The following is a 12,776-nucleotide window of genomic DNA, read 5'->3' on the forward strand; positions in this document are numbered from 1 at the left end:
ACCATTAAACGCTGTCTCAAATGGCAAGGTTTTCTAACAATATTCGAGTCAGGCAATAAAGCCTTTGGGAGTAATACCATGCAAGAGAATCATAAGATCCTGGTTGTCGATGATGACATGCGCCTGCGCGCACTTTTGGAACGTTATTTAACCGAGCAGGGCTTCCAGGTTCGCAGCGTTGCCAACGCTGAGCAAATGGATCGCTTGCTGACCCGTGAATCCTTCCATTTGATGGTGCTCGATCTGATGTTGCCGGGCGAAGACGGCCTGTCCATCTGCCGCCGCCTGCGCAGCCAGAGCAACCCGATGCCGATCATTATGGTCACCGCCAAAGGTGAAGAGGTCGATCGCATCGTCGGGCTGGAAATCGGCGCCGATGACTACATTCCTAAACCGTTCAACCCGCGTGAGCTGTTGGCTCGCATTCGTGCGGTGCTGCGCCGCCAGGCTAACGAGCTGCCGGGCGCGCCTTCGCAGGAAGAAGCGGTGATCGCGTTCGGTAAATTCAAACTGAACCTCGGCACCCGCGAGATGTTCCGCGAAGACGAACCGATGCCGTTGACCAGCGGCGAGTTCGCGGTACTGAAGGCGCTGGTCAGCCACCCGCGTGAACCGCTGTCGCGCGATAAGCTGATGAACCTGGCGCGTGGCCGCGAATACAGCGCCATGGAGCGCTCCATCGACGTGCAGATCTCTCGCCTGCGCCGCATGGTGGAAGAAGATCCGGCGCATCCGCGTTATATCCAGACCGTTTGGGGTCTCGGCTACGTGTTCGTCCCGGACGGCAGCAAGGCATGAGGCGATTGCGCTTTTCACCGCGTAGCTCGTTTGCCCGAACCCTGTTGTTGATCGTCACCCTGCTGTTCGTCAGCCTGGTGACGACCTATCTGGTGGTGCTGAACTTCGCCATCCTGCCCAGCCTGCAGCAGTTCAACAAGGTATTGGCCTACGAAGTGCGTATGCTGATGACCGATCGGCTGCAGCTGGAGGACGGCACGCTGCTGGAAGTGCCGCCGGCGTTCCGCCGCGAGATTTACCGCGAACTGGGCATCTCTCTCTACACCAACTCGGCGGCGGAGGAGAGCGGCCTGCGCTGGGCGCAGCACTACCAGTTCCTCAGCCAGCAGATGGCGCAGCAGCTCGGCGGGCCGACCGATGTGCGGGTGGAGGTGAACAAGAACTCCCCGGTGGTGTGGCTGAAAACCTGGCTGCAGCCCGATATCTGGGTGCGCGTGCCGCTGACGGAAATCCACCAGGGCGACTTCTCTCCGCTGTTCCGCTATACGCTGGCGATCATGCTGCTGGCGATCGGCGGCGCCTGGCTGTTTATCCGCATTCAAAACCGCCCGCTGGTGGAGCTGGAACATGCGGCGCTACAGGTGGGCAAGGGGATTATTCCGCCGCCGCTGCGCGAGTATGGCGCTTCCGAAGTGCGGTCGGTGACTCGCGCATTCAATCAGATGGCGTCGGGCGTCAAGCAGCTGGCGGATGACCGCACCTTGCTGATGGCCGGGGTCAGCCACGATCTGCGCACGCCGTTGACGCGCATCCGGCTGGCGACGGAGATGATGAGCGCCGAAGACGGCTATCTGGCCGAGTCGATCAATAAAGACATCGAAGAGTGCAACGCCATCATCGAGCAGTTCATCGATTATCTGCGCACCGGGCAGGAGATGCCGACCGAAAGCAGCGATCTGAACGCCATTTTGGGCGAGGTGGTCGCGGCGGAAAGCGGCTATGAGCGGGTGATTGAAACCGCGCTGTCGCCGGGTGAGCTGATGATGAACGTGCACCCGCTGTCGATTAAGAGGGCGGCGGTGAACATGGTGGTGAACGCTGCGCGTTACGGCAACGGCTGGATCAAGGTGAGCAGCGGCCGCGAGCTGCAGCGCGGCTGGTTCCAGGTGGAAGACGACGGCCCGGGCATCAAGCCGGAAGAGTTGAAGCACCTGCTGCAGCCGTTCGTCCGCGGTGACAGCGCGCGCAGCACCAGCGGCACCGGTCTGGGGCTGGCGATCGTGCAGCGTATTATCGATGCGCACGACGGTGAGTTGGAAATCGGCACCAGCGAACGCGGCGGGCTCTTGATCCGCGCGTATATTCCGTTGCCGATGGAGAAAAAAGAGTCGGCCAACGGCCATCAAACCGCCAGGGAAAACGCCTGACGCGCTTGGCGCGGGCCGCGTCGTTGCGGCCCCGTCAGGACTTCCTGCTCATCACGTAGTATTCCGCCGCATCCTCATGCAACCGACGGCCGGTCGGCGCCTGCCACGGATCGATTAACTCGATGCCGCAGTGGAGGAAGTCTTTGGTATTGCGGGTAGCCAGAGCGGCGCCGTAATGCAGGCAGGTGGCGGCGATTTGGGCATCCGGCACGCTCATCGCTTTACCCAGAAGCCGATTCCTTGCCGTCAATTCCGCGTATTGCATCGCGCACAGCCCATCAAACGGCAATATCTGCCCCTCGAACTTCAATTCAAGAGCGTCCGCCAATTTGAGCTTGAGATCCCGCTGGCGCTTGCCGTCAGGCATGCAGGTGACGCCGCTGAACAGTTCGGCCAGGACAATGGCGCTCAGATAGAGATCGTCATTGTCCTTTTCATTTAGCCAGTTAATGACGTTGTAGTACGGGCTGGGGCGCAGCGTTTCTGAAATGACGTTGGTGTCGAGAATGATCATGCGTTGTCATCTTCATCATCAAAGGTGACGATGCGTGGTGGCACGGCGTCACGCGGTGGGATCTCCAGTTCAACGCCGCCAAATTCGGCGAAGTGCTGATGCATCCAGGTACCCAATCCATAGCGCGGCGGCTTTTTCACCAGCGCCTGTTTCAGGATCATGCGCGCTTCCTCTTCCATGGAATGGCCGTTTTTCGCCGCTGAAATACGCAGCAGCTCTTTGATTTCGTCGTCCAGATTTCTGACGGTGATAGTAGCCATTGAAACCTCCTTTGCTATCAATGATTGCATTGACTTATTTTCTCGCCTTGCTGGTTAAAAAGCAATCGCTGAAAATAAAAAAAGGCGCGGGATCCGCGCCTTAGCTGAAGAGGTAACGCTACCGAATTACAGCTTAGGGCCGGCGCTGACCAGCGCGGCGCCCGCAGGCGTGTCGGTGTATTTGTCGAAGTTGGTGATGAAGCGCTCGGCCAGATCCTGCGCTTTTTCCTGCCACTGCTCGAGGCTGGCGTAGGTATTGCGCGGATCGAGGATCTCCGGGTTCACGCCCGGCAGCGCGGTCGGCATTGCCAGATCGAAGATCGGCAGGGTGACGGTTTCCGCCTTGTCGATTTCACCGCTCAGGATGGCGTCGATGATGCCGCGCGTATCTTTGATCGAGATGCGCTTGCCGGTACCGTTCCAGCCGGTGTTGACCAGGTAAGCCTGGGCGCCGGCGGCCTGCATGCGTTTCACCAGCACTTCGGCGTACTGCGTCGGGTGCAGCGACAGGAACGCGGCGCCGAAGCAGGCGGAGAAGGTTGGCGTCGGTTCGGTGACGCCGCGCTCGGTGCCGGCCAGCTTGGCGGTGAAGCCGGACAGGAAGTGGTACTGAGTCTGGTTGGCGGTCAGACGCGATACCGGCGGCAGCACGCCGAAAGCGTCGGCGGTCAGGAAGATCACCTTGGTGGCGTGACCCGCCTTGGACACCGGCTTGACGATGTTCTGGATATGGTAGATCGGGTAAGAAACGCGGGTGTTCTCGGTTTTCGAACCGTCGTTGAAGTCGATGCTGCCGTCGGCCAGCACGGTGACGTTTTCCAGCAGCGCGTCGCGTTTGATGGCGTGGTAGATGTCCGGCTCGGCTTCTTCAGACAGCTTGATGGTCTTGGCGTAGCAGCCGCCTTCGAAGTTGAACACGCCGTCGTCGTCCCAGCCGTGCTCGTCATCGCCGATCAGCTGACGCTTAGGATCGGTGGAGAGGGTGGTTTTGCCGGTGCCGGACAGGCCGAAGAACACCGCCACGTCGCCTTTCTCGCCCACGTTGGCCGAGCAGTGCATCGAGGCGATGCCTTTCAGCGGCAGCAGGTAGTTCATCATCGAGAACATGCCTTTCTTCATTTCGCCGCCGTACCAGGTGCCGCCGATCAGCTGCATGCGCTCGGTCAGGTTGAAGGCGACGAAGTTCTCCGAGTTCAAGCCTTGCTGCTGCCAGTTCGGGTTGGTGCATTTGGCGCCGTTCATCACCACGAAGTCCGGCTCGAAGTCAGCCAGCTCTTCGTCGCTCGGGCGGATGAACATGTTTTTCACGAAGTGCGCCTGCCAGGCCACCTCGGTGATGAAGCGCACTTTCAGGCGCGAGTCGGCGTTGGCGCCGCAGAAGGTATCCACCACGAACAGGCGCTTGCCGGAAAGCTGTTCGGTGACCAGGTGTTTCAGATCGGCCCACACTTCCGGGCTGAGGGGTTTGTTGTCGTTTTTGCCTTTGCCCTGATCGGCCCACCACACGGTATCGCGGGTGATGTCGTCGCGGACGATGTATTTGTCTTTCGGCGAGCGGCCGGTGAAGATGCCGGTATCGACGGAGACGGCACCCAGCTTGGTGACTACCCCACGCTCAAAACCTTCCAGAGATGGGTCTGTTTCTTCCTTAAACAGCAGTTCATAGCTCGGGTTGTGAACGATTTCGCTAACGTCGTGAATGCCGTAAGCGGCCAGATCCTGAGGGGTTATACCTTTAACGCGCATGTTACTACTCCTTGGTCACAGAATTTCTGGCGGCAATTGTAGGGATCTAACGGTGCGTAACAGCGATGGGTATCAAATATTTAACGTTTTAGGCGGTATTTCGTTACGATCTGAGAGATAGCACACGGAAAAAAGCAAACGTGCAAACGGCGGGCGTTGGCGGGCGCCGGGCGCGCCCGCCGAAGGAGGTATAACTTAGTGCAACCTGTCGCTTTCGCCGGTATTACCCGCATACAAGGCGGCAACATCAACCGGGTCAAAGACATAGTGGCTGCCACAGTAGTCGCAGTGCATGTCGATATTGCCGTCCTGCTCCAGCATGTCCGCCACTTCGTCGGTCGGCAGGGTCAGCAGTGCGTCGGCGCAACGCTGGCGTGAACAGGTGCAACGGAACTGCACGTCCTGCGGTTCGTACAGGGTGACTTCTTCCTGGTGATACAGGCGGTACAGCACTTCGTTGGCCGGCAGGCCGAACAGCTCTTCGCTTTTTACCGTGTTGGTCAGTTGCACCAGATGATCGAAATCATCGAGGTTGCCGTCCTGCGCCGGCAGCACCTGCAGCAGCATACCGGCCGCCGCGGCGTGGCCTTCCGCTTCGCCGGTGCGGATGAACAGGCGGGTTGGCAGCTGTTCGGACTGGCGGAAGTAGGCTTCCAGGCACTCGGCCAGGGTTTCACCTTCCAGGCCGACCACGCCCTGATAGCGCTCGCCTTCCGTCGGGGAAATGGTGATGACCATGACACCGTTGCCGATCATCTGATGCAGGGTGCTGTCGTCGGCGATAGGCGCCTGGGTGCGCGCAACGCCGCGCATCTCCTGGCGGTTGTTGCCGTTGATCACCGCCAGCTTCAGCGGGCCGTCGCCCTGCAGCTGCACGGTGATGTCGCCGTCGAACTTCAGGGTCGCGGTCAGCAGACTGGTGGCGACCAGCAGCTCGCCCAGCAGCTTTTGCACCGGCGCCGGGTAGTCGTGATTATTCAGGATCTGCTGATAGGTTTCGCTGACGGTAACCAGCTCGCCGCGCACCGCGTAGTTTTCAAACAGGTAACGGTGCAATTGGTCATGGTTGGACATAATCTTCTCTCATTGCGGTGAGGGGTTATTCCGGCTCACCAAATTTAAATTTCATCAGGTCGCGCCGCTCCTTTTTGTCCGGACGGCGGTCCGGATGCGGCATGGTCAACGCGTTCATCTTGCGCGCCAGCGCCATTTTTTCGCGGTTGGCGATGCTGGCTTCGGTTTCCTGATACATTTGCTGCGCCTCGCCGGCGCCGCGGCGTTGGCTGCTCAGCGCCAGCACGATCACGGTTCGTTCTTCGTTGCCCTGCCGCAGCTTGAGCTCGGCGTTGAGTTCGACAATCTTGCTCGGCTTGCCGCGCTGGCCGTTGTAATGCACCTTGCCGCCGTCGATCATTTCGCGCGCCAGCGCGCGGGTCTTGTAGAAGCGTGCGGCCCACAGCCACTTGTCCAGCCGGACCGCGTCGTCGCGCGTCGCTTTTTCCTTCATGCTTCCCCCTTGGCCAGCGCCGGTATCAGCAGGCGATAGTCGCGCATCGACGGATGGCGCTGGAAGCTTTTTTCCGCCGTGCTGGAGTCCGGGTTTTGCACGCCCAGGCAGTAACGAATGCCGAAAGCGCGCGCCGCGTCGAGGATCGGCTCGCCGTCGTCGACGAACAGCGTGCGCTGCGGATTGAATCCGGTGTGCTGCTGCACCGCCTGCCACAGACGCTGATCTTCTTTCGGATAACCAAATGTGTGGGTGGAAAACAATAAATCAAGGTGCCGATCGAGGCCGGTATGCTCGATTTTCACCGCCAGGCTGTGCGGATGCGCATTGGTCAGCAAGATGGTTTGCAGGCCGGCGTCGCGCAGCGCCCGTAAAAATGGCTCGGTGTCTTCGCGCAGCCGGGCGCGGCTGCCCACTTCGCTGGTCATGCGGTAGATATCCAGATCCAACCGCTCGCTCCAGTAATCGAAGCAATACCAGTTCATGGTGTGCTGCACCGCCTGATATTCCCGCTCAATGATATTGCGGGCTTCGTCGAACGGAATGGTGCGCCTTTCGCTCAGCGCCTGCGGCACCAGGCTGAGCCAAAAGTGGCTGTCGAACTCCAGATCCAGCAAGGTGCCGTCCATATCCAGCAGCACGGTATCGATCTGCGGCCAATCAAACTCGGGAACCATAAAAACTCCACGGGCGAACCGACGGGCGGTCCGCGGATGAGAATAATAGCGTTAGCGTAGCATAAGCAGATGACAGGGCGGAGGCCCCGACGCCAGGTTCAGGCTATCGGCCGCATCGACATCGGATTGAGCTGCGGATTGAAGCAGCTGTCGTAGTAACGCTGGATATCGGCGACGCGGTGCTGATTGATGCGCCGACGCTGCACCAGCCGCCAGGCGTTATAGCCCAGGCTGATGACCACCGCCAGCAACAGCAGGCTGGTGCCGAGGTAGCGCCACAGGGTGATCATGTCCGGTTCGCTGTGCAGCGCCACGTGGCGGGTGCCGTTGGCGTCGACGCTGAGGCTGGTGATCACCCCCTGCGCCTGGAACGGGGTATGCAGCAGCAGGGTGGAAAGGCGCTGCAGCTCATTCCACTGGTCGAGGGCGTTGTATTCGCTCTGCGGCGCCGAGGATTGCGGGTGGCTGACCAGTTGGCGGCCTTCGTCGCTGCGGATCAGGAAACCGCCCGGCGGCGGGCTGTTGAGCGCCGCGGCGGCCAGACGCGTTTCATTGAAGATGAACGACGACGTGGCCACTTTGGTCAGGCTGTCCAGCGATTCGGCACTCACCGGGCGCAGCAGCACGTTGACGCCTTGCAGCGCGCCGGACCTGGCGCGTTTCACCAAACCGCTCCAGTTTTTGGCGTTACCCAGGTTGACCAGGGCGTTTTTCAACCGCACGCAGTCATTTTCTGCCTGACACAAATCCTGTGTTTTCAGAACGATATCAGAGAAGTCATCCAACAGGATCATGCCGGATTTCTCGATGGCGCTGGCCAACTGCGGGTTGACCTTCTGATCGGCGCCGCTCGGATGCAGCTGGCTGTTGACCGTAGTCAGCAGGGCCGTCGCTTTGTCTATGACTTCCGATTCCGGCTGCGGCAGCGGGGCGGCGTTGTTCCAATAAATGCCGGAGCAGTCGAACGGCGCGAAATTGGCGGCGCCGCCACCGTTGGCCGGCGGCGGCACATAGCACATGCCGCTGCCGCGCACTTTCAGCGTGTCGCCGATGCGCAGCGGCGTGGCCTCCAGCGCCTGTACGCTGGTCACTTCCACTTTTTGCGCGCCCTGCAGCCAGGCCATGCTGAGGGTCAGCGGCAGGTTGAGCGGGATATAGATCAGCAGCAACAGCAGCACCAGCGCCGAGCTGGCGACCAGCACCGCGTTGCGGCCCCACTGCTGCAGCGGGAAGTTCTTCACTTCGTCATGCAGCGAGAGGAAGCGCCCCTGGCGCACCACCTGCCGATTGAGGTAGACGTCCACGTCGGTGGTCTTGCCCAGGTCCTGCGTCAGGTAAGGCTGCCAATGCGGCGGGTAGATAAGATCGATGATGCCGAGCGAAATGTTGCTGATCTGCCCCTGGCCGGATTCGCCGAACAGGCCCCAGCGCTTCGGCGTGCCGCGCAGACAGTGGATCTCCTTCAGCTCGCGTGAGGCCGGGCGACGGAACAGATTCCAGCATCCCCAGGCGATCATCAGCACCGCCACGAAAATCATCCAGGGGATCACCAGTACCGGGCTTATCAGGCTGAAGAACAGCAGCAGCAGCGCAACGGAGATGATGACGGCTTCACGGATGCCGTTCGGCCGGTTCAGCGCATGCTCTTCCGGCGTTTCCTTGCGAATATTGACCAGCTCGACATGCTCGCTCTCTTCCTTGCGGATGGACGCGTTTTTGGTCGGCGCGGCGGTCACCACCGGCGGCTGCGGCCGGTCGTGAATATGATCTTTCAGCGAATGCCCGTTGAGCGAAATCACCAGCGGCAGCGTCTGGGTTCTGATCACTTCCACATGGTTGTCGGCGGTGATATAGGGCTCCCAGAACGGCGGCAGATGCACCTCTTCAGCGTCGAGGTAATAGCGCCATTTATTGGGATCGTCGCTGGCCAGCCCATAGCGGGTGATGGCGTGCGTGACGGGATAAACGTTATCGCTTTGCGGGGTGAGCGCCAGTTTGGCTGCGGGCAAGGTAGCGCCGCCGCCGGGCAACAGCTTGTTGCTCAGCTTGTTTTGCTGATTGAGATAGAACTCGACCGCGGCGCGCTCTTCGTCGGTCAGCTTGCGGTGGGCTGGTTTGATAAACGGCAGCGCGTGCGCCAGCGCCGACGGGTTGCGCGCCTTGAACCACAGGTACAGGCCAGCGGCAATCAGGCAGACAAGCACTAAGGCCAATATCAACACTATTGTGCTCATGCAATCCCCATCTCACACCGTGAATTTCGCCAACCTGATGAAAAGCTGAATATTATACGGAGTAAACCGCCAGGAGGCACCCAGAACTAATGAGGGAACAAACAGATTCTCGCTCTGGATCTCATTCCTTCATGACGCAAGGCCATTTTATCACTGATTCTTGCCTGCGTGATACTAGCAACCGGCCTCTGCCGTCGATATCGGCATTATCCTATTTTCTTGCACGCTGTTTGCTGAATCAGTACGGAAAATCGCCGGCCGCTGGCTACGCTTGTTAAAAGAAAGTAAATTACTGCTCATGCGCGTTGCGGCGGAGCTTGCCCTTAACGCACAATGTGATCAGGATCGAATTTGGTCAGCGTTTGAGCGCCTACGAGCCGTGCGTTACGCCAATCATTATTTCGGTTGCCCCGTCCCCGTCTGGGTAACCTTTTTGAGGCAATCATGGATAAACACCTGCAAAAACCTAAAATTCTGAAAGTGGAAACCGTCGCGCGTTCGCGTTTGTTCAACGTCGAGTCGGTCGATTTGGAATTCAGCAACGGGGTTCGGCGGGTGTATGAGCGCATGCGGCCTTCGGATCGCGAAGCGGTAATGATCGTGCCGGTGATTGGCGATGATCTGCTGCTGATCCGCGAATATGCGGTGGGCACCGAATCCTATGAGCTGGGGTTCCCGAAAGGGCTGATTGATCCCGGTGAGGGCGTGCTGGAGGCGGCCAACCGCGAGCTGATGGAAGAGGTGGGATTCGGCGCGAAGCGCTTTGATTTTCTCAGCAAGCTGACGATGGCGCCATCCTACTTTTCCAGCAAAATGAATATCGTGCTGGCGCACGATCTCTATCCGCAGAGCCTGGAAGGGGATGAGCCGGAGCCCCTGCCGCAGGTGCGCTGGCCGATCGCCAACATGATGGCGCTGCTGGCGGAACCGGATTTCCGTGAGGCGCGCAACGTCAGCGCGCTGTTCCTCTCCGAGGCGTTTTTGCGCGCTTCGCGCTGATACGCTTCGCGCCGAACAAAAAAAGGGCCAGATTTCTCTGGCCCTTTTCGATCAGAACAGCTCGTGGCTTTCACCGCCCGGATCGGTCAACGTGGTGCCGGTATCGCGCGATGGGTAGTCCGTCGGCTGAGTTCCTTCGATGAAGTACTCGGAACGGCTGCCGCCGCCGCCGCCAGAGAGCTTGCCGCTGCTCTTGTCGATGGTGACGCTGATGATGCCAGGCGGCGGCGTGACTTTTTGCTCCGGGATGCCTTCCAGCGCGGTCTTCATGAAGTCGTCCCACGCCGGCTGGGCGCTCTTGGCACCGCCTTCGCCGCCGGAAATTTGATCCGGGATGGCGCCGGATACCGTCGACCGGCCCAGATCGCGGCGGTGATCGTCGAAACCGATCCACACCGAGGTCACGGTATCCGGGCCATAGCCGGAGAACCAGGCGTCTTTGGAACTGTTGGTGGTACCGGTTTTGCCGCCGATGTCATGACGCTTCAGATCGCGCCCGGCGCGCCAGGCGGTACCCATCCAACCCGGTTCGCCGAAGATGTTGCTGTTCAGCGCGTCGTGGATCAGGAAGGCCAGCTGTGTGCTGATGACGTGCGGCGCATACTGTTGGTCGCCGTCCTGCTGTACCTGAGCCGGGGTAACCTGCTCCAGCTGCGGCATCGGCACCGTGCTGTTGTTGCCTTCCTGCGAGGTGGCGACGTTTTCGATGTTGTCGTCGGACAGCACCGCCGAGCGGTGGGTGTCGCCGTAGATCACCGGCAGGTTGCAACTGCTGCACACCACTTTCGGTTTGGCTTCGAACACCGTATTGCCGTTGTCATCTTCAATTTTGGTGATGAAGTACGGATCGACCAGGTAACCGCCGTTCGCCAGCACCGCGTAGCCGCGCACCAGCTGCATCGGGGTGAAGGAGGCGGAACCCAGCGCCAGCGATTCGGTATGCACGATATTCTGCGCCGGGAAGCCGAAGCGCTGCAGATATTCCGCCGCGTAGTCGACGCCCATCGCGCGCATCGCGCGCACCATCACCACGTTCTTCGATTGCCCCAGCCCCTGCCGCAGACGAATCGGGCCGTCGTAAGTCGGCGGCGAGTTCTTCGGCCGCCAGTCGGTGCCGGCGCCGGCATCCCAACGGGTGATCGGCAAGTCGTTCAGGATGGTGGCCAGCGTCAGGCCTTTATCCATCGCGGCGGTGTACAGGAACGGTTTGATGTTCGAACCTACCTGGCGCAGTGCCTGCGTGACGCGGTTGAATTTGCTCTGGTTGAAATCGAAGCCGCCGACCAGCGCTTTCACCGCGCCGTCGTTCGGGTTGATCGAGACCAGCGCCGAGTTGACGTCCGGCACCTGCGACAGCCACCAGGCGTCGTTCACTTTGCGCACCCACACCTGCTGGCCGGCCTGTACCACGTCGGTGACGCGTTTCGGCGTTGGGCCTTGCTGAGTGTCTGAGCGATATGGCCGCGCCCAGCGCATGGTCGCCATCGGCAGGGCAATGCTGCTGCCGTCGGCCAGCATCGCCGTCGCTTCCTGCGGGTTGGCGGCGGTGATTACCGCCGGCGCCAGCGGGCCGTAGTTCGGCAGGTTTTTCAGCGAGTCGACAATCTGTTTGCGATCCCAGGCCGCTTCGCCGACTTTCCACAACACGTTGGACGGGCCGCGATAGCCGTGGCGCATGTCATAGGCCAGCACGTTGTTGCGCACCGACTCCTGCGCCGCCAGCTGCAGCCGTTTGGTGACGGTGGTGTAAACCTTGTAACCGTCGGTATAGGCGTTTTCACCGTAGCGCTTGATCATCTCTTGACGCACCATCTCGGAGAGATACGGCGCGGAGAAGCTGATTTCCGGCGCATGGTAATTGGCGACCAGATCTTCAGAACGCGCCTGATCGTACTGCGCCTGCGTGATGTAGTGTTCGTCCAGCATGCGCGACAGCACCACGTTGCGACGGGCAACGGCGCGATCGTGCGAATAGAGCGGGTTGAAGGTGGACGGCGCTTTCGGCAGGCCGGCGATGGTCGCCATTTCGCTCAGGGTCAGCTGGCTGACGTCTTTGCCGAAATAGACCTGCGCGGCGGCACCCACGCCGTAGGCGCGGTAACCCAGATAGATCTTGTTCAGATACAGCTCAAGGATTTCATCTTTGGTGAGCATCTGCTCGATGCGCACCGCCAGGAAAGCTTCCTTGATTTTACGCATCAGGGTGCGTTCCGGGCTTAAGAAGAAGTTACGCGCCAGCTGTTGGGTAATGGTACTGGCCCCCTGTGAAGCGTGGCCGGAGACCAGCGCGATGGAGGCGGCGCGGAAGATGCCGACCGGATCGACGCCGTGGTGATCATAGAAGCGGCTGTCTTCGGTGGCGATGAATGCGTGCACCATCACCGGCGGAATTTGATCCAGTTTCAGCGGAATGCGGCGCTTCTCGCCGTATTGGGCGATCAGTTCGCCATCGGCGCTGTAGACCTGCATCGGTATCTGCAGCCGCACATCTTTCAGCGTTGCGACGTCGGGCAGCTGTGGCTCGACATATTTGTACAAGCCAAAAATCGAGGCTGCTCCCAGCACGATGCAACATACTGCAAGGATTAGAAAATACTTTACGAACTTCACCTGAGATTTCCCATTTCTAAGTCATTTGGGCAGTTTATAAACAACCGCGCGGTAGTATAAAGGC

11 protein-coding genes are annotated in these 12,776 nt (G+C 60.0%); 3 read left to right on the top strand and 8 right to left on the bottom strand.

Going from position 1 to position 12,776, the window contains the following annotated elements; all coding sequences use genetic code 11:
• The first annotated feature begins 78 nt into the window (after positions 1-78).
• Complete coding sequence (gene ompR / locus ACJ8IN_RS12500; protein WP_004709363.1) at positions 79-798, top strand: osmolarity response regulator transcription factor OmpR; 720 nt, start codon at positions 79-81, stop codon at positions 796-798.
• Positions 795-2,165: a two-component system sensor histidine kinase EnvZ gene (envZ, locus tag ACJ8IN_RS12505; RefSeq protein WP_033636312.1), complete on the top strand. Its 1,371-nt coding sequence runs from the start codon at positions 795-797 to the stop codon at positions 2,163-2,165. The genes ompR and envZ overlap by 4 nt, the downstream gene beginning before the upstream one ends.
• A 34-nt stretch (positions 2,166-2,199) precedes the next feature.
• On the opposite strand, the gene ACJ8IN_RS12510 is transcribed toward envZ, so the two are convergent.
• The 7 genes from ACJ8IN_RS12510 to ACJ8IN_RS12540 form a co-directional block, all read right to left on the bottom strand.
• Positions 2,200-2,679, bottom strand: a complete 480-nt coding sequence (locus ACJ8IN_RS12510; protein WP_047570238.1) for a type II toxin-antitoxin system VapC family toxin — start codon at positions 2,677-2,679, stop codon at positions 2,200-2,202.
• Positions 2,676-2,939, bottom strand: coding sequence for a FitA-like ribbon-helix-helix domain-containing protein (locus ACJ8IN_RS12515; RefSeq protein ID WP_004930730.1), 264 nt, complete (start codon positions 2,937-2,939; stop codon positions 2,676-2,678). The genes ACJ8IN_RS12510 and ACJ8IN_RS12515 overlap by 4 nt, the downstream gene beginning before the upstream one ends.
• Before the next feature lie 126 nt (positions 2,940-3,065).
• Positions 3,066-4,685, bottom strand: a complete 1,620-nt coding sequence (pckA, locus tag ACJ8IN_RS12520) for a phosphoenolpyruvate carboxykinase (ATP) (protein ID WP_015379308.1) — start codon at positions 4,683-4,685, stop codon at positions 3,066-3,068.
• 195 nt (positions 4,686-4,880) lie between these two features.
• Positions 4,881-5,759, bottom strand: coding sequence for an Hsp33 family molecular chaperone HslO (gene hslO / locus ACJ8IN_RS12525; protein ID WP_033636310.1), 879 nt, complete (start codon positions 5,757-5,759; stop codon positions 4,881-4,883).
• A 25-nt stretch (positions 5,760-5,784) separates the two neighbouring features.
• Complete coding sequence (gene hslR, locus ACJ8IN_RS12530) at positions 5,785-6,192, bottom strand: ribosome-associated heat shock protein Hsp15 (protein ID WP_033636309.1); 408 nt, start codon at positions 6,190-6,192, stop codon at positions 5,785-5,787.
• The gene (gene yrfG / locus ACJ8IN_RS12535) at positions 6,189-6,869 is read right to left on the bottom strand and encodes a GMP/IMP nucleotidase (protein WP_047570242.1); all 681 of its coding nucleotides are present in this window, start codon (positions 6,867-6,869) and stop codon (positions 6,189-6,191) included. Before yrfG ends, hslR begins: the two co-directional genes overlap by 4 nt.
• Before the next feature lie 98 nt (positions 6,870-6,967).
• Positions 6,968-9,103 carry an intracellular growth attenuator family protein gene (locus tag ACJ8IN_RS12540; protein WP_308326092.1) on the bottom strand — a complete coding sequence of 712 codons (2,136 nt, stop codon included), beginning with the start codon at positions 9,101-9,103 and terminating at the stop codon, positions 6,968-6,970.
• A 444-nt stretch (positions 9,104-9,547) separates the two neighbouring features.
• Here ACJ8IN_RS12540 and nudE point away from each other — a divergent pair, with 444 nt between their 5' ends.
• Positions 9,548-10,102: an ADP compounds hydrolase NudE gene (gene nudE, locus ACJ8IN_RS12545; RefSeq protein WP_033636306.1), complete on the top strand. Its 555-nt coding sequence runs from the start codon at positions 9,548-9,550 to the stop codon at positions 10,100-10,102.
• 51 nt (positions 10,103-10,153) lie between these two features.
• Here nudE and mrcA read toward each other — a convergent pair whose 3' ends face one another.
• Entirely contained in the window at positions 10,154-12,712 is a 2,559-nt protein-coding gene (gene mrcA, locus ACJ8IN_RS12550; RefSeq protein WP_033654851.1) for a peptidoglycan glycosyltransferase/peptidoglycan DD-transpeptidase MrcA, read from the bottom strand.
• Positions 12,713-12,776 lie beyond the last annotated feature (64 nt).

Source organism: Serratia sp. CY31944, assembly GCF_052169175.1.
Lineage (GTDB): Bacteria > Pseudomonadota > Gammaproteobacteria > Enterobacterales > Enterobacteriaceae > Serratia > Serratia sarumanii.